Genomic DNA, 16,298 nt, shown 5'->3' on the forward strand with positions numbered 1-16,298 from the left:
GCCGCAACGGCGAGAAGTGAGGACCGGTTTCAAGACTGCGCCATTCTGCTTGCCGTCAGCTTCACGCCTTCGGCTATGCGATCTCTGCCGATCGACGAGTATCCCATGCGGAAAAAGCGGCAGCTTTCCTCGTCGTTCGGAAAGAACGGCGATCCGGATTCGATCAGAACCCCGTCTTCCCGCAGATCGGCCATCAGCCTGTCCGCATCGAGACCGTCAGGGCCTTCGATCCAGAAGGAGGTTCCGCCGAACGCTGCCGAACCGGCGATCTTAAGCCCGTTGGCGTTGAGCGCGTCTGCCATTACCCGATGGCGCAGGTGGTACTCTTCCCGCATCCTGTGAAGCACGGCGTCATAGTGACCGAGCGCCAGAAAATAGGCAGCGGTGCGCTGGAGGTGGCCGGGCGGATGGCGCAGCATCAGGGCACGGAGCGCCCGCGCCTCCCGGATGACGGGAGCCGGTGCCACGAGATAGCCAAGCCGCAGGCCGGGGAAAAGCGACTTCGAGAAACTGCCGATGTAAAAGACCCGCCCGCTCCTGTCGAAGGCCTTCAGCGCCGGCGACGGTGGCGCGAGAAAGCTCATCTCGAACTCGTAATCGTCCTCGATGATGACGAAGTCCCTGCTTGAGGCGGCTTCGAGCAGTGCGACGCGGCGATCCATCGGCATGGTCGCACCCGTCGGTGAATGATGGCTCGGCGTCACGAACACGGCGTCGACGTGCTCAGGCAAGTTGGCCGGCGGCAGCCCGCCGTCATCGACGTCAAGCACCGTCACCTTTGCGCCGCTCAGTTGCAGCGAGGCGCTCATATCCGGGTGGCAGGGGTTTTCGCACACGGCATGGGACCCGCGCCGCAGCAACAGCTGAATGACGATCCAGAGCGCATTCTGCGCTCCCACCGTCACCAGGATCTCGTCGGGATTGGCCCGGATGCCGCGCCCCGGCAGCGTGCGCGAACAGATGTAGTTGACCAGTTGCACATCGTCAGACGCGGCGAAATCGCCTGCCATCAGTTCGAAATCTTCGCGCGCCAGCGCGCGCCGGGCACAGTCGCGCCAGGCGGTGAGATCGAACAGCGACGGGTCCATCTGGCCATAGAGGAAAGGATAGGGATACCGCCGCCAGTCGAGCGGCTTACGCATCTGCTTGGCAACGCGAAAGGTCGAGCGCAGCTTAGACGACCAATCCACCGCATCCGCCCCCGGCGACGCCACGTCCGCATCAAGCACGTTGAACGGCGGCTTGTCGGCAACGCGGTAGCTGCTGCGGTCGGCCGCATCGAGATAGCCCTGGGTCGCCAACTCCTGATAGGCAAGCGTGACGGTGAGGCGCGAAATGTTGAGATAGCTCGCAAGCTTGCGCGTCGACGGCAGCAGGGCACCGGGCGGCAGCCGCCCTGACAGCACGGCGGAGACGACCGTCTCGCGGATCTGCGCCTGCAGGCTCGTACGGCTCGCCCGGTCGATGAAGAAGATTGTTTCCGGAACAGAAATGCGTGCCACGTCCGATCCCCTATCGTCAATCTGGACTTATCTAAGTTTCAATCTGGCTATAAAGCAAACCGGAAAGCTGCTTTATCCCTTATGGTCGAAAATGAGATCGGCATAACAGTCGACAGACCCCGAAAACGGGGTCGGAACCAGAGGGAAACAAATGTTCTATTCCAACGCCTTGAAAACCATGGCGGGGGCGGCCACGATTGCGGCCGGCCTCCTGACCTCCAGTCTTGCCCGCGCCGAGACCGATGTGATCATCGGCTACCAGCAGATCGTCGGCCCGTTCATCGCCGCCATCGCCGACGGTCGCTTCGACGCCGCCGCGAAAGAGGCTGGCTATCTCGTCGACTGGCGGCAGTTCAGCTCCGGCGGCGATATCTCGACGGCGCTTGCATCGGGCAACGTGCCGATCGGCGTCATCGGCTCCACCGGCACCACCGCGGCGGCAACGCGCGGCGTTGATCTCGAGCTGTTCTGGATCCTCGATAACATCGGCAAGTCTGAAGCGCTGGTCGCCCGCGAAGGCTCGGGTATCGAAAAGCCGGAAGATCTGGTCGGCCGCTCCGTCGGTGTCCCCTTCGTCTCGACGTCCCACTTCCATCTTCTCGTTGGGCTTGAGCAGGTGTGGAAGGTCGATCCGCGCGAAGTCAACATCCTCAACATGAAGCCACCGCAGATCGTGGCCGCCTGGCAGCGCGGCGATATCGATGCCGCCTATGTCTGGCCTCCGGCCCTGTCGGAACTGCTGAAGACCGGCAAGGTGATTTCCGACTCCGAAGCGATCGGCGCGGCGAGCGTCCCGACCTTCGACGGTCTGGTGGTCGACAAGAAATGGGCAGCTGAAAATCCGAAGTTCATGGCCGCCTTCACCAAGGTGCTGGCCGAAGCCTACGCCGACTACAAGGCAAACGGCGCAAGCTGGACGGCAGACTCCGCACCGGTCCAGAACATCGTCAAGCTCATCGGCGGCGATGGCGCCGGCACCGTCGAAGCGCTGAACTTGCTCTCGTTCCCGACAGCGCAGGAGCAGGCGTCCGAAACCTGGCTCGGCGGCGGTGCTGTGCGCGCGCTGTCGGAAAGCGCGAAATTCCTTGCCGACCAGAAGCAAATCGACAAGGCGCTCGATGACTACGCCCCCTACGTCAACAGCGCCTACGCGAAAGAGGCTTCGAAGTAGCCGACGCCCGCTCCTGACCGCCTGTTGGTCAGGAGCGCCGCCAACGCCACTCAACAGCCATTTCTCGAAAGGCCTCCACAATGGAAACTCTGAATGTTAGCAATGTGAGCCTGACCTATCCTGGTCTCTATTCGGACGAGGCGGTCATTGCGCTCAAGGGCGTCAACCTCGAAATCAAGAGCGGCGATTTCGTCGTCGCGCTCGGTGCCTCGGGCTGCGGCAAGACCACGCTGCTCAATCTGATGGCGGGCTTCATGGCCCCGAGCGGTGGTGAAATCACACTTGGAAGCCGCCGCGTCTCCGGTCCCGGTGCCGACCGTGGGGTCGTGTTCCAGAAGCATGCGTTGCTGCCCTGGCTCAATGTCATCGACAACACCGAATTCGGGCTGAAACTGCGCGGTGTCGACAAGGCGAAACGCCACGAGGTCGCCTCCAAGAACCTCGCTCTTGTCGGCCTGCAGGATTTTCACCGGCACATGATCTACCACCTGTCCGGCGGCATGCAGCAGCGTGTGGGCATCGCCAGGGCGCTGAGCTGCGACCCGTCGATGCTCTTGATGGACGAGCCGATGGCGGCGCTCGATGCGCTGACCCGCGAGACCATCCAGGAACTGCTGCTCAAAGTCTGGCAGCTGACCAACAAGATGTTCTTTTTCATCACGCACAGCGTCGAGGAGGCGTTGTTCCTGGGGTCGCGCCTGATCGTCATGTCGCCGCGACCAGGACGGATCACCCACACCTACGAGCTCGATTTCAACAAACGGTTTCTGGAAGAAGGCAATGCCCGTGCAATCAAATCCAGTCGCGACTTCATCGACATGCGTGAACAGATCCTCAGCATCATCTACGGCGACGAACGCCAGTCCGGAAACCCGGAGCTCCTCCATGCTTGAGCGCGTGACGAAAGCCAAGCCGGTCAAGCCGGGCCGGATCTACGGCGCCCCCGGCGAGGGCATGAGCGGACATATCAGCCTGCTGACAGCGCTGACCCTGGTGGCGCTCTGGCTGCTGGTCACCGAGATGCAATGGGTACGGCCGCTGTTTTTGCCATCGCCGCTTGCGGTCTGGGACAAGTTCGTGATCGCGCTGACAGAGGGCGTCTCCAATTCGACCCTCGCCCAGCATACGCTGGCAAGTCTCGGTCGCGTGCTCGGGGCCTTCGCGCTCGCCCTTGTCACCGCGGTTCCGATCGGCATCCTCATGGGCGTGAACCGGGTGATGCGCGGGCTCTTTGATCCGATCATCGAGTTCTACCGCCCCTTGCCGCCGCTCGCCTACCTGCCACTGATCATCATCTGGCTCGGCATCGGCGAATTTCCGAAGGTGTTCCTGATCTTCCTCGCGATCTTCGCGCCGATGGCGATCGCCGCCCGGGCCGGTGTGCGGTCCGTCTCGATCGAGCAGATCCATGCGGCCTATGCCATGGGCGCTAGCCGCCGCCAGGTCATCAGCCACGTCATTCTCAAGGCGGCGCTGCCGGAGATCTTCACCGGGATGCGCATCGGCATCGGCGTCGGCTGGACGACGCTGGTTGCGGCCGAAATGGTCGCAGCCCACCGGGGCCTCGGTTTCATGGTGCTCAACGCCGCCGAGTTCCTGGCCAGCGACACCGTGATCATGGGCATCATCGTCATCGGCGTCTTCGCCTTTGCGTTTGATCTCCTGATCCGGCGTCTCGAGAAGGCGCTCATTCCCTGGAAGGGCAAGGTGTGACGATGCACCGTTCAACAGGGGCGCGGCCACCGAGCTAATGGCCGCCCCGTCCTAACAGGACCCCATACCGCACAAACAAAGCCGATCCGGCCGGTTCACCCGGCCGCGGCGAAGCCATGCCCGAAAACATCGCCTGAAACGCTTAGGAAACACAAGCCATGACCGCGACCGACCTATCCGACCTCTTCGACGCCTTCAACCGGCACGACATCGACGGCGTCATGTCCTTCTTCGCCGAAGACTGCGTCTTCAACACTGTGGCCGGCAGCGAAGCGCACGGCACCCGGGTCGAGGGCACTGAGCAGATCGCGACCGCCTTCAGCAGCGTGTGGCAGACGATGCCGGACGCTCACTGGGCCCACCACAGCCATTTCGTCCATGGAGACCGGGCCGTATCGGAATGGACCTTCTCCGGCACGAACGCCGACGGCAGCCGCATCGAGGCCGAAGGCTGCGACCTCTTCACGCTCCGTGACGGCAAGATCGTCCGCAAGCAGGCCTTTCGCAAGAACCGGCCGCTGATTGCGGCCCCCTTCCGCTACTGAGCTCCAGCCAGGCCAGGAAACCGACATGGAACAGCTTGTCAAAACATTGCGGCCGAGCAAGCCCTTCGATCCGGCATACGATCCCAATCGCGCCGCCAATCCCGGCGACGGCAAGGATTATGCGCCGACCTACTGGGTCGCAACCGCCGGACCGCCGCCCGCCGATGATGGTCCCGTGCTTGGCGATATCGACGTCGACGTCGCAATCGTCGGCTCGGGATACACCGGCCTCTCCTGCGCCATCCATCTTGCCAAGGAGCATGGCATCAAGGCGACGGTGCTCGAGGCAAACGGCGTCGCCTGGGGCTGCAGCACCCGCAACGGCGGTCAGGCGCAGATTTCGGCGGGCCGGCTCAAGCGCTCGCAATGGATCGAGCGCTGGGGCGTGGATGTCGCCAGGAAGCTTCACGTCGAGATCAGCGAAGCCTTCGATCTTTTCCGCGACCTCATCCGCTCGCCGGAAATCGCCTGCGACCCGCAGGATGGCGGGCATCTCTATATCGCCCACCGCAACAAGGTGATGCCGTCGCTGGAAGCCGAATCCCGCGTCCTCAACGACGTCTTCGGCTACCGCACCCGCATCCTCGGCCGCGACGAAATCCATCGCGACTTCGTCCGCGACAACGAGGCGGTGGGCGCGCTTTACGAGCCCGACGGCATGGGCATCCATGCGGCCAAGCTCGCCTTCGGCTATCTCACCCTGGCGCGCAAGCTCGGTGCCCGCGTTCATACTTCGAGCCCGGTTCTCAGCTGCGACCGGAAAGGCGGAGTCTTCCACCTTCGCACCCCCGGCGGGATCGTGCGGGCGAGGGCGGTGTGTTTCGCGACGGCCGGCTATACCTCGCCCGGCCTGCATTCGCTGACGAAGCACCGGCTGATGCCGATCCTCTCCAACTCGATCGTCACGCGCGTACTCACCGACGAAGAGCGGTCGGCGTTGAATTTCCAGACGCATATTCCGCTTACCGACACGCGCACGCTTCGCCACTACTACCGGCTGTTGCCCGACGGGCGCGTGCAGATCGGCAGCCGCAGCGCGATCACCGGCAAAGACGCGGTCAACCCAAAACATCTCGACCGTCTGCTCGAGGGCCTCTACCGCAAGTTCCCGGTGCTGACAGGCATCAAGGTCGACTACTCCTGGTGGGGCTGGGTCGATGTCAGTCACGACATGATGCCGCGCATCTTCCGCCCGGATCCGCAACAGGCGCTGTTCTACGCCATGGGCTACGGCGGCAACGGCGTCATGTACTCGGCCCAGGCCGGACGGCGCATGGCGCAGATGGTCGCCGGCAAGGGCGGTGCCCTCGACCTGCCGATCTTCACCTCCCCTCTCCCCAGCCATGGGCTGCTGACGCCGTTCCGGCGCATCGGCCAGTGGGGGATGTACCGCTGGTACTACCTCAAGGACGAAATCCTCTAGCCGCTCGGTCGGCCCCCAACCCAACATGAAAGGAAACAGACAATGAAAATGACGACCGAAGAGGCTTTCGTAAAAGTCCTCCAGATGCACGGCATCGAACACGCCTTCGGGATCATCGGCTCGGCGATGATGCCGGTGTCCGACCTCTTCCCGAAAGCTGGCATCACCTTCTGGGACTGCGCCCATGAAACCAACGCGGCATTGATCGCCGACGGATACACCCGGGTCACCGGCAACATGTCGATGGCAATCGCCCAGAACGGACCGGGCGTCACCGGCTTCGTGACAGCAGTCAAGACGGCCTACTGGAACCATACGCCGATGCTTCTCGTCACGCCGCAGGCGGCAAACAAGACGATCGGCCAGGGCGGCTTCCAGGAAGTCGACCAGATGGCGCTGTTTGAGGAAATGGTCTGCTACCAGGAAGAGGTGCGCGACGCGAGCCGCGTTCCCGAAGTCCTCAACCGGGTAATCGAGAAAGCCTGGCGCGGCTGCGCCCCGGCGCAGATCAACATCCCGCGCGATTACTGGACACAGGTGATCGACGTCGAGCTGCCGAGCATCGTTCGGCTGGAGCGCCCCTCCGGCGGCAAGCAGGCAATTTCAGAGGCAGCAAGATTGCTGTCCGAAGCGAAATTCCCGGTGATCCTCAACGGCGCCGGCGTGGTCATTGGCGGCGCGATCGGCGAATCCATCGCGCTGGCTGAGCGTCTCGACGCCCCGGTCTGCTGCGGATACCAGCATAACGACGCCTTTCCCGGCGGCCATCGCCTCGCGGCAGGCCCGCTCGGCTACAACGGCTCCAAGGCTGCCATGGAACTGATCGCCAAGGCCGACGTCGTACTGGCGCTCGGCACCCGCCTCAATCCGTTCTCGACGCTTCCGGGCTACGGCATCGAGTATTGGCCGAAGAATGCCGCGATCATCCAGGTCGACATCAACTCCGATCGCATCGGCCTGACGAAGAAGGTGACGGTCGGCATCTGCGGCGATGCCAAGCAGGTGGCAAGCCAAATCCTCGATCAACTGTCGCCGTCGGCCGGCGATATCGGCCGCGAGGAACGCAAGGCACTGATCCACACCACCCGCTCGGCCTGGCTGCAGCAGCTGTCGTCGATGGACCACGAGGATGACGATCCGGGCACCGAATGGAATGCCTCGGCCCGTCGGCGGGAATCCGACCGCATGTCGCCACGCCAGGCATGGCGTGCGATCCAGGCGGCCTTGCCCAAGGACGCCATCATCTCCACTGACATCGGCAACAACTGCGCCATCGGCAACGCCTATCCGAGCTTCGAACAAGGCCGGAAATACCTGGCGCCCGGCATGTTCGGACCCTGTGGCTACGGCTTCCCGTCGATCGTCGGCGCCAAGATCGGTTGCCCTGATGTGCCGGTGATCGGCTTTGCCGGCGATGGCGCATTCGGCATCTCGATGAACGAGATGACCTCCATCGGTCGCGCCGGCTGGCCGCCGATCACCATGGTGATCTTCCGTAACTTCCAGTGGGGAGCCGAGAAGCGCAACACGACGCTCTGGTACGACAACAACTTTGTCGGAACCGAACTCAATCCCAACCTCAGCTACGCGAAAGTGGCCGACGGCTGCGGTCTCAAGGGTGTGACGGTCGATACGCAGGCGGGCCTGACGGCCGCCCTGCAGCAGGCGCTCGACGACCAGTCACAGGGCGTGACCACCTTTGTCGAGGTCATCCTCAACCAGGAACTTGGCGAGCCCTTCCGCCGCGACGCGATGAAGAAGCCGGTGCAGGTGGCGGGCATCCAGCGATCGGACATGCGGCCGCAGCAGCACATCTGACATCCAACCCATGCCCGGCTGATGTCGCCGGGCATGGGCCTTAGATTTGGCGCTTTCAGACGGGAAATTTAACATGAATGCGGTATCCGAAACGACGCGGCGGTTCCAATGGCTGCCCTCGGCGCTGTCGACCTATGGTCCTGGTCTGCTGGTGACGGCCGCCGTCGCCATGGCCGCGCAGTTCCTGTCGGATCATTATGGCGCGCCCGCCATGCTGATGGCGCTTCTGCTCGGCATCGCGTTCCACTTCCTCTCCGAGGAAGGCAGATGCGTCGCCGGCATCGAGCTTTCAGCAAAAAAGATCCTCAGGATCGGCGTTGCGCTGCTCGGCATGCGCATCAGCGTCGACCTTCTGATCGGGCTCGGGAGCGGCACCATTCTCCTGCTGGTGGCAGCGATTGCAGCAACGATCCTCTTCGGGCTGGCGGCCGCCAAGATCCTTGGAAGAGGCTGGAGGCTCGCCCTTCTCACCAGCGGTGCGGTCGCGATCTGCGGTGCTTCCGCCGCGATGGCGATTGCAGCCGTTCTGCCGAAGAACGAGTTTTCCGAGCGCAATCTGATCTTCACCGTGCTGTCGGTGACCGTCCTCAGCACCCTGGCGATGATCGGCTATCCCATCCTCGCCCAGTCGCTGGGGCTCGATGCGCGCGGCACCGGCATCTTCTTCGGCGGCACGATCCATGATGTCGCCCAGGTGGTCGGCGCCGGCTTCTCGGTCTCGCCGGAGGCCGGCGAGACCGCAACACTCGTCAAGCTTATCCGCGTGACGATGCTGGCACCCGTTGTCCTCATCTTCTCCATCGCCCTTCGAAACGTCCCCCAGGAAGGCGTGGAGGCCGGCAAGCGCCCGCCCTTGCTGCCCGGCTTTGTGGTCGCCTTCCTGATCCTTGCCGCCATGAACTCCGGCGGGATGGTGCCGGCCGCCGTCGCCGAACTCGGCATGGAGGCATCGCGCTGGGCGCTTTTGGCGGGCATCGTCGCCGTCGGCATGAAGACGTCGCTCCGGCGCGTGCTCGATGTCGGCGGCGACGCAGTCGCGCTCATCGTCGCAGAAACAATCTTCCTCGGCCTCTTCATTCTCGGCGGCATGCATTATCTGGGGCATCTCTAATGAAACCACTCGACCGCATCATCGAAACCGCCAAGCAGGCACCGCGCCACATCGTGCTTGCCGAGGGCGAAGACACGCGGGTGGTCGCTGCGGCCATGCGCGCCCGCGCAGAAGGTCTCGCCGAAATCACGCTCATTGGTCGGCACGAGATCATCGCCGAGCGCCTGCGCGATCACGGCGGCGATGCGCCTGCCTTCCGGATCGAAGACCCGGCGACGTCGCCACTGACACAGCAGTTCGCGTTGCGATATCACGACCTGCGCCGGAGCAAGGGCGTCGACCGAGAGATGGCCGAGAAGGCAGTGCGAGAGGACCTGGTCTTCGCAGCCATGATGGTTCGCGAAGACGAGGCGGACGGCACCATCGGAGGAGCGGTGGCAACAACGGCCGATACGGTGCGCACCTCTCTGCAAATCATCGGCCGTGCGCCTGACGCCGGCCTCGTCTCCAGTTTCTTCCTGATGATGTTGTGCCAGCCGCACCACGCCAAGAAGGGCGCCTTCGTCTTTTCCGACTGCGGCCTCGTGGTCGACCCGGATGCTGCCGGTCTCGCCGATATCGCCCGCATGTCGGCTCGGTCCTATCAGGCGCTGCTTGGCGAACGTCCCAAGGTCGCGATGCTCTCCTTCTCCACCAATGGCAGCGCCGCGCACGACCGCGTCTCCAAGGTGGTCGAGGCGACGCACATTGCCCGCGCCGCCAATCCCGACCTGCTGATCGACGGCGAACTGCAGTTCGACAGCGCCTTCGTCGAGGCCGTATCGTCGTCCAAGGCACCCAATTCGGCGCTGCACGGTCAGGCAAATGTCTTCGTCTTCCCCAATCTCGATGCCGCCAATATCGGCTACAAGATCGCCCAGCGCATCGGCGGCGCGACCGCCATCGGCCCGGTGCTTCAGGGGCTGGCCAAGCCCGCCAACGACCTTTCGCGTGGCTGCACGGCCGATGACGTCTTCCACATGATCGCCGTCACGGTGGTCCAGGCAGCGTCGCGATAGCGGCGGCGCTTGACCTATCGCGATGTCCGTTTCCGGACGCACGGATTACCGCTGCCAAACCGATAACAACTTCAAATCACCCGCATGCAATGGTGCCCAAGATCTCGGCCTATAATTCGGGCTGCGCGTTTGAGGAGACGCGAAGATTATACAGCACACGCATCTGGGAGGAGACGCATGGATGTTTCGCATCGAAACGATCACATCGAACAAACGATTGAGCGGCCGGAAGACAAGCGCCTGGGCGCAGGCGCAAACCTCGTCTATGGTCTCCAGCACGTGCTCACCATGTATGGCGGCATCGTCGCCGTCCCACTGATCATCGGCCAGGCGGCCGGCTTGTCGCCAGCCGACATTGGCCTGCTGATCACCGCGTCGCTGTTTGCCGGCGGCCTGGCGACTATCCTGCAGACGATCGGCATTCCGTTCTTCGGCTGTCAGCTCCCGCTGGTTCAAGGCGTTTCGTTCGCCGGCGTCGCTACCATGGTGGCGATCGTCACCAGCCGCGAAGGTGGCGGATTGCCGGCGGTGATGGGCGCCGTGATGGTGGCGTCACTCGTCGGCCTGGCGATCACACCGATCTTCTCGCGCATCACGCGGTTCTTCCCGCCGCTGGTCACCGGCATCGTTATTACCACGATCGGCTTGACCCTGATGCCGGTCGCGGCCCGCTGGGCCATGGGTGGCAATCCCAACGCGCCCGACTTCGGCAGCGTCAGCAACATCGGCCTGGCGGCGGTCACTTTGCTCACCGTCCTGCTGCTCAGCAAGGTCGGCAGCTCCAGTATATCGCGCCTGTCGATCCTGCTTGCGATGGTCATCGGCACGCTGATCGCGCTTGCTTTCGGGATGACCGATTTTTCCAAGGTCGCCGAAGGTCCGATCCTAGCCTTCCCCTCGCCCTTCCATTTCGGGGCGCCGGTCTTCACGGCCGCGGCGATCGTCTCGATGTTCATCGTTCTCCTGGTCATCCTGGTCGAGACGTCGGCAGACATCCTGGCCGTCGGCGAAATCATCGGCACCAAGGTCGATTCCAAGCGACTGGGCGATGGCCTGCGCGCCGACATGATCTCGAGCCTGTTCGCCCCGATCTTTGGCTCGTTCACGCAGAGCGCCTTTGCCCAGAACGTCGGTCTTGTGGCCGTGACCGGCATCAAGAGCCGCTATGCCGTTGCAACCGGCGGCCTCATTCTGGTGACGCTCGGCATTCTTCCTGTCATGGGGCGGGTGATCGCAGCTGTTCCGCCGGCCGTGCTCGGTGGCGCCGGTATCGTGCTGTTCGGAACGGTGGCGGCGAGCGGCATCCGCTCGCTCTCCAAGGTCGATTATCACAACAACATGAACCTGGTCATCGTCGCCACCTCGATCGGCTTCGGCATGATCCCGATCGCGGCACCACATTTCTACGATCACTTTCCGGCCTGGTTCGAAACCATCTTCCACTCGGGCATCAGTTCTTCCGCGATCATGGCGATCTCGCTGAACCTGCTGTTCAATCATTTCAAGGCCGGCAATTCCGATCAGCAGTCCGTATTCGTGGCCGGCACGGAACGCATCATCCGGTATCAGGATATTTCCGCTCTGCGTGACGGTGACCACTATCGCGACGGGAAGCTCTATGACCGCGATGGCAACGAGGTCCCCATGGCGGTTCCGCACCACTAACGCATGTCGCGCAAAAGTGTGCCGCGGTTTTGCGACCCCGACATGCGAAAGAACAAGAGCTTAGAGCAGCAACGCGCTTTGGGCCATCGCGCAAAATATGCTGTAGGCGTGGCCGAAGGATTTCGGCTACGAAGCATCCATGGATGCGGCTGTGTTGCGGAATACGCCGTGGGGAGATCACCACTGATCATGCGGGAGATGGCGATGGAAGGACTGTTTGTCATACTGCTCTGTCAACTGATCGGCGAGATCGTTGTCAGGACCCTCGACCTGAGCATGCCGGCTCCCGCACTCGGTATCGTGCTCCTGCTTGCCTATCTCTGGATTGCCGACAGGAGAGCCGGGTCGGAAGATGGCACCGCCCACACCCGGGTCAGCGGCGTGGCCGACGCTCTGCTCAAGAACCTCGGCGTGCTGTTCGTGCCCCTTGGCGTTGGGGTGATGCAGAACTACCGGCTGATCTACGAATATGCCGGCACGATCGTCATCGCCGTCGTGGTGTCGACCCTTATGACTTTGATGGTGACGGTGGGAGCTTTCCTGTTCGCGAGCAGGATGTCGGGCGCAGGAGGGGCTGGCGATGGACACTAGCGGTCGCGTGTTCGAGCTTTGGGTCTATCTCTCGACCAGCCCGCTCACGTGGCTGACCGTGACGATCGGCGCCTATATCGCCGCTCAGCGGCTTGCGGCGCTCAGCGGTTTCAACCCTATCGTCAATCCTGTGCTGATCGCCGTCGTCCTGGTGATCTCGATACTGACTGCCACCGGGACATCCTATTCAACCTATTTCGACGGGGCGCAGTTCGTGCATTTTGCACTGGGACCTGCGACGGTGGCGCTTGCTGTTCCCCTTTACCGGAACCGGACACTGATCCGGCAGAACCTCGTGCCCGTCGTCGTCGCGCTTGTCGCGGGCAGCCTGACGGCGATCGTTTGCGCCACGGGTGTCGCCATCCTGCTCGGCGCACCTGACAGTGTGGCGATATCTCTGGCGCCGAAGTCGGCAACGGCCGGCATCGCCGTCGGCATCTCGCAGCAACTCGGCGGCGACCCGGCCCTGACAGCGCTTCTCGTCATCTTCACCGGCGTGTTCGGGGCAATTATCGTCACGCCGCTGATGAACCTTCTGCGGATCCGGAATTATGCCGCGCGCGGGTTTGCGGCCGGCCTGACGTCGCACGGCATCGGCACGGCACGGGCTTTCCAGGTCAACGAAATTGCCGGGACGTTCTCGGGCCTTGCCATGGCGCTCAACGGCATATTGACCTCAGCCATCGCCGCTGTTGTCCTCGGGGTGCTGCTCTGAGCGCCGCCCTCGGGACAGCTCGTTACCAGAAGGCACCGTAGAAGGTGACACAGCCGACGACACCGAGCACGATCGCCAGGGATGATCGGATCGTGAAATCGAGCAGCCTGAACTGATATCCAAAGCTTCCAACAGATGGCTTCATGGTTTTCTCCCGTGGTTGTCTTCTGAGCGACTGCGTCCCGGGTACCCGGTGATGGAACGTCGAGACGACGCCTATAGGCTTGCGGCCTCAGGCCGACTTTGCGAATCCACCGTCGTGGTGACGGTAGAAAGTCTTTGCTGCGACAAGCAGCGCTTCTTCGTCCAGCGGACGGCGAAACTCGCGCATGAGAAATCGGGCGAGATGCTGGATCTGCTCGCCATCTCTCGGAATGTCGTACTCGATACAGACAGTCTCAAAAACACGCCAAAGCATGCCGATTTCCTCCTTGCTCAAGGCGGCAAGCATCTCGTCGGGAATTCCGCGCATAAGAACCTCGCTCCGTATTCGCGCCGTCCTGCCCGCGAGCAGGGACCGAATTGCTATTGAGGGATCGATAAACGGGCGCGTCGGCGGACCTGCGGTCACCGCCGCAGTGAGAAGCCAGATGAGCCTGATAATGACGATCGATGGGTAGCCGGTGATTGGGGCTTTACTGAGGTGATCAGCAGGATCGCCGGAATGCGACCATAGATCCACCTGACGAGCGCGACGAACGGCCCCGATGCCCTGGTCAGGCCCTGCCAAAAGATCGAAAGCCCGTCGTCGATACCGGACAAGGTTCGCCCGAAAGTCAGCGCGCGCTATTGCATTGTAACTGCTCCGTGCACTAGCATCCCCGGCATAAGACAGGAAGCCGGCTGGGGACTGCTTGCACTGCGCTTTGACAGGGGGATGGATGAGCAGGAATACTGGCGGCGTGAGGTTCAATTCGCCTCTCGAGCGAATTCGCAGCGGCGCAATGGTTGCCATGCTTGTGTTTGTGCTGGCCGCATGCGGCGGGCATCCGAAGGGCGTGCTGACGCCGGTCGCAGATACAGCCCCGGATTCAAGCCGGGTCAACATGCTGATCACGACGACGCGCAGCCGGTCGGAAAATCCCGGAGAAATGTATAGCGGCGAGCGCGCCCTGGCGCCCACCTTCGTCGACATGACCGTTTCCATTCCGTCAGACACCGTGCGCAAGGCTGGCGAGGTCGCCTGGCCGAAAAAGCTGCCGCCCAATCCGGCAACCGATTTTGCGACGCTGAAGGCGGACGATCTGGACATGGCCGGCGCCAAATCATGGCTGAGCGCGAGTGTGCGCAAAAGTCCTGACAAGAGCGTTTTCGTCTTCGTTCACGGCTTCAACAACCGCTTCGAAGACTCTGTCTATCGTTTTGCCCAGATCGTCCATGATTCCGGCGTCCACAGCGCCCCCATTCTGATCACGTGGCCGTCTCGCGGCAGCCTGCTTGCCTACGGCTACGATCGCGAAAGCACCAACTACACGCGCAATGCGCTCGAAAACCTGTTCCAGTACCTCTACCGCGACCCGGAAGTGAAGGAGGTCTCGATCCTCGCGCACTCGATGGGCAACTGGCTGGCGCTTGAGGCGTTGCGCCAGATGGCAATCCGCAATGGCGAACTGCCCGCAAAGTTCAAGAACGTCATGCTGGCGGCACCCGATGTCGACGTCGATGTCTTCCGCCAGCAGATCGCCGACATGGGCGAGAAGCACCCGAACTTCACGCTGTTCGTATCCCGCGACGATCGAGCTCTGGCAGTCTCGCGCCGGGTCTGGGGCGACGTTTCCCGGCTCGGGGCGATCGATCCGGAGCAGGCGCCGTTCAAGAAGGAGCTCGCGGACAACAAGATCACGGTGATCGACCTGACGAAGATCAAGGCCGGCGACAGCCTCAATCACGGCAAGTTCGCGGAATCGCCCGAAATCGTTCGCCTCATCGGTTCGCGCATCTCCGACGGCCAGACGCTGACAGACAGCCGGGTCGGTCTCGGCGACCAGATCCTGGTGGCAACGACCGGAACGGCCGCGGCCGTCGGCAACGCGGCCGGTCTGGTTTTGGCCGCACCAGTCGCCGTCGTCGATCAGAACACCCGCGACAATTACGCCGAGCACCTCGGCAGTTCGGCTGCGAGAACCAACCGTGCTGCGACGGCGAGCGGATGCGACCCGACGCGACCGACCACGCCGGGATGCAACCGATAAAAGTAGGCTTGGAACCGGCCCCCGCAGCTTGAGGCAAACCTGCTGCGGGGTGCTTCGGCATCAACCCGGAAAGGGCATGCGCGCAACGTCGAGCGCGGCCGTTTGCCTTCCGCCATCCGGAAGTACTTAGAGCATTTCCAGGAAAAGTGCGAAGCGGTTTTCCGTCAGGAAATGCGTAAAAACAAGGAGATAGAGCGTTTCTGTGACTCCGCCTAAACCGGAAACGCTCTAGCCCCCCGGCATGCTTTCCGGCTACACCTTTACCCAGGCGCCATTTCGTTTTGACGACTGGACGCAGGCATCGACGAAGGCCATGCCCTTCATACCGTCGTCGATTGTCGGATAGGTGACGGCGGCATCGATGGTCTCGCCCTTGCGTTTGGCGAAGATCGCCCGGGCCGCTTCGGTGTAGATATTGGCAAACCCTTCGAGATAGCCTTCGGGGTGGCCAGACGGAATGCGGCTGACGCGAGCGGCGGCCGGGCCGGAGCCGGCACCAGCCCGGGTGAGCAGCCGCTTCGGTTCGCCGAACGGCGTGTACCAGAGATAGTTCGGGTCCTTCTGCGTCCATTCGAGCCCACCCTTGGTGCCGTAGACCCGCACCATCAGGCCGTTCTCGTGGCCGGGCGCCACCTGGCTGCACCACAAGAGCCCCTTGGCGCGCTGACCGTCCTTGGCCTTGAAGCGCATCATCACATGGGCATTGTCGTCGAGCTGACGGCCTTCGACGAAGCTGTCGAGGTCGGCGGCAAGTTCCTCGAGTTCCAGCCCGGAGACGAAGGCGCCGAGATTATAGGCATGGGTGCCGATGTCGCCGGTCGAGCCGCCGGCGCCGGAGCGGGCCGGATCGGTGC

16 protein-coding genes are annotated in these 16,298 nt (G+C 62.9%); 12 read left to right on the top strand and 4 right to left on the bottom strand.

Annotated features, from left to right (window positions below; genetic code table 11):
• Positions 1 to 29 precede the first annotated feature (29 nt).
• The gene (locus tag C6558_RS37100) at positions 30 to 1,502 is read right to left on the bottom strand and encodes a PLP-dependent aminotransferase family protein (protein ID WP_057225552.1); all 1,473 of its coding nucleotides are present in this window, start codon (positions 1,500 to 1,502) and stop codon (positions 30 to 32) included.
• A gap of 151 nt (positions 1,503 to 1,653) precedes the next feature.
• Between C6558_RS37100 and tauA the strand changes: the two genes are divergently transcribed.
• From tauA to C6558_RS37155, 11 genes are all read left to right on the top strand, one after another.
• On the top strand, positions 1,654 to 2,673 hold the full coding sequence (tauA, locus tag C6558_RS37105; RefSeq protein ID WP_107028701.1) for a taurine ABC transporter substrate-binding protein: 1,020 nt from the start codon (positions 1,654 to 1,656) through the stop codon (positions 2,671 to 2,673).
• Between the two features lie 80 nt (positions 2,674 to 2,753).
• A complete protein-coding gene (locus C6558_RS37110) occupies positions 2,754 to 3,566 on the top strand; it encodes a taurine ABC transporter ATP-binding protein (RefSeq protein ID WP_057212938.1) in 813 nt (270 codons plus the stop codon).
• Positions 3,559 to 4,386: an ABC transporter permease subunit gene (locus C6558_RS37115; RefSeq protein WP_025429459.1), complete on the top strand. Its 828-nt coding sequence runs from the start codon at positions 3,559 to 3,561 to the stop codon at positions 4,384 to 4,386. The genes C6558_RS37110 and C6558_RS37115 overlap by 8 nt, the downstream gene beginning before the upstream one ends.
• A gap of 158 nt (positions 4,387 to 4,544) precedes the next feature.
• On the top strand, positions 4,545 to 4,931 hold the full coding sequence (locus C6558_RS37120) for a nuclear transport factor 2 family protein (RefSeq protein WP_057212940.1): 387 nt from the start codon (positions 4,545 to 4,547) through the stop codon (positions 4,929 to 4,931).
• Between the two features lie 25 nt (positions 4,932 to 4,956).
• Positions 4,957 to 6,354 carry an FAD-binding oxidoreductase gene (locus C6558_RS37125; RefSeq protein WP_057225532.1) on the top strand — a complete coding sequence of 466 codons (1,398 nt, stop codon included), beginning with the start codon at positions 4,957 to 4,959 and terminating at the stop codon, positions 6,352 to 6,354.
• 42 nt (positions 6,355 to 6,396) lie between these two features.
• Complete coding sequence (xsc, locus tag C6558_RS37130; RefSeq protein WP_057210065.1) at positions 6,397 to 8,172, top strand: sulfoacetaldehyde acetyltransferase; 1,776 nt, start codon at positions 6,397 to 6,399, stop codon at positions 8,170 to 8,172.
• 73 nt (positions 8,173 to 8,245) lie between these two features.
• Positions 8,246 to 9,283, top strand: a complete 1,038-nt coding sequence (locus C6558_RS37135; protein WP_025429463.1) for a YeiH family protein — start codon at positions 8,246 to 8,248, stop codon at positions 9,281 to 9,283.
• Positions 9,283 to 10,281 carry a phosphate acetyltransferase gene (gene pta / locus C6558_RS37140; RefSeq protein ID WP_057225530.1) on the top strand — a complete coding sequence of 333 codons (999 nt, stop codon included), beginning with the start codon at positions 9,283 to 9,285 and terminating at the stop codon, positions 10,279 to 10,281. The genes C6558_RS37135 and pta overlap by 1 nt, the downstream gene beginning before the upstream one ends.
• Before the next feature lie 177 nt (positions 10,282 to 10,458).
• Positions 10,459 to 11,946 (top strand): nucleobase:cation symporter-2 family protein, encoded by a 1,488-nt coding sequence (locus tag C6558_RS37145; RefSeq protein ID WP_107028702.1) that lies wholly within the window; start codon positions 10,459 to 10,461, stop codon positions 11,944 to 11,946.
• Positions 11,947 to 12,150: 204 nt separating this feature from the next.
• A complete protein-coding gene (locus C6558_RS37150) occupies positions 12,151 to 12,537 on the top strand; it encodes a CidA/LrgA family protein (protein ID WP_158269006.1) in 387 nt (128 codons plus the stop codon).
• On the top strand, positions 12,527 to 13,252 hold the full coding sequence (locus tag C6558_RS37155) for an LrgB family protein (RefSeq protein ID WP_057210071.1): 726 nt from the start codon (positions 12,527 to 12,529) through the stop codon (positions 13,250 to 13,252). Before C6558_RS37150 ends, C6558_RS37155 begins: the two co-directional genes overlap by 11 nt.
• A gap of 22 nt (positions 13,253 to 13,274) precedes the next feature.
• Here the strand turns inward: C6558_RS37155 and C6558_RS41475 are convergent, their stop codons facing one another.
• Both C6558_RS41475 and C6558_RS41270 read right to left on the bottom strand, forming a co-directional pair.
• Complete coding sequence (locus C6558_RS41475) at positions 13,275 to 13,397, bottom strand: hypothetical protein (protein WP_025429467.1); 123 nt, start codon at positions 13,395 to 13,397, stop codon at positions 13,275 to 13,277.
• A gap of 87 nt (positions 13,398 to 13,484) precedes the next feature.
• A complete protein-coding gene (locus C6558_RS41270) occupies positions 13,485 to 14,207 on the bottom strand; it encodes a hypothetical protein (protein ID WP_245449336.1) in 723 nt (240 codons plus the stop codon).
• Here C6558_RS41270 and C6558_RS37165 point away from each other — a divergent pair.
• Positions 14,197 to 15,444 carry an alpha/beta hydrolase gene (locus C6558_RS37165; RefSeq protein ID WP_057212955.1) on the top strand — a complete coding sequence of 416 codons (1,248 nt, stop codon included), beginning with the start codon at positions 14,197 to 14,199 and terminating at the stop codon, positions 15,442 to 15,444. The two genes, C6558_RS41270 and C6558_RS37165, sit on opposite strands and share 11 nt — an antisense overlap.
• Positions 15,445 to 15,696: 252 nt before the next feature.
• On the opposite strand, the gene C6558_RS37170 is transcribed toward C6558_RS37165, so the two are convergent.
• A partial coding sequence (locus C6558_RS37170) for a Gfo/Idh/MocA family oxidoreductase (RefSeq protein WP_146160967.1) occupies positions 15,697 to 16,298 on the bottom strand: 602 nt, incomplete at its 5' end.

It is taken from the genome of Ensifer sp. NM-2, assembly GCF_003024455.1.
In the GTDB taxonomy this organism is placed as follows: domain Bacteria; phylum Pseudomonadota; class Alphaproteobacteria; order Rhizobiales; family Rhizobiaceae; genus Ensifer; species Ensifer canadensis.

Coding starts and splice junctions, on each gene's coding strand:
- tauA (WP_107028701.1), top strand. CDS start 1,654: ATGTTCTATTCCAACGCCTTGAAAACCATGGCGGGGGCGGCCACGATT.
- C6558_RS37110 (WP_057212938.1), top strand. CDS start 2,754: ATGGAAACTCTGAATGTTAGCAATGTGAGCCTGACCTATCCTGGTCTC.
- C6558_RS37115 (WP_025429459.1), top strand. CDS start 3,559: ATGCTTGAGCGCGTGACGAAAGCCAAGCCGGTCAAGCCGGGCCGGATC.
- C6558_RS37120 (WP_057212940.1), top strand. CDS start 4,545: ATGACCGCGACCGACCTATCCGACCTCTTCGACGCCTTCAACCGGCAC.
- C6558_RS37125 (WP_057225532.1), top strand. CDS start 4,957: ATGGAACAGCTTGTCAAAACATTGCGGCCGAGCAAGCCCTTCGATCCG.
- xsc (WP_057210065.1), top strand. CDS start 6,397: ATGAAAATGACGACCGAAGAGGCTTTCGTAAAAGTCCTCCAGATGCAC.
- C6558_RS37135 (WP_025429463.1), top strand. CDS start 8,246: ATGAATGCGGTATCCGAAACGACGCGGCGGTTCCAATGGCTGCCCTCG.
- pta (WP_057225530.1), top strand. CDS start 9,283: ATGAAACCACTCGACCGCATCATCGAAACCGCCAAGCAGGCACCGCGC.
- C6558_RS37145 (WP_107028702.1), top strand. CDS start 10,459: ATGGATGTTTCGCATCGAAACGATCACATCGAACAAACGATTGAGCGG.
- C6558_RS37150 (WP_158269006.1), top strand. CDS start 12,151: ATGGAAGGACTGTTTGTCATACTGCTCTGTCAACTGATCGGCGAGATC.
- C6558_RS37155 (WP_057210071.1), top strand. CDS start 12,527: ATGGACACTAGCGGTCGCGTGTTCGAGCTTTGGGTCTATCTCTCGACC.
- C6558_RS41475 (WP_025429467.1), bottom strand. CDS start 13,397: ATGAAGCCATCTGTTGGAAGCTTTGGATATCAGTTCAGGCTGCTCGAT.
- C6558_RS37165 (WP_057212955.1), top strand. CDS start 14,197: ATGGTTGCCATGCTTGTGTTTGTGCTGGCCGCATGCGGCGGGCATCCG.
- C6558_RS41270 (WP_245449336.1), bottom strand. CDS start 14,207: ATGGCAACCATTGCGCCGCTGCGAATTCGCTCGAGAGGCGAATTGAAC.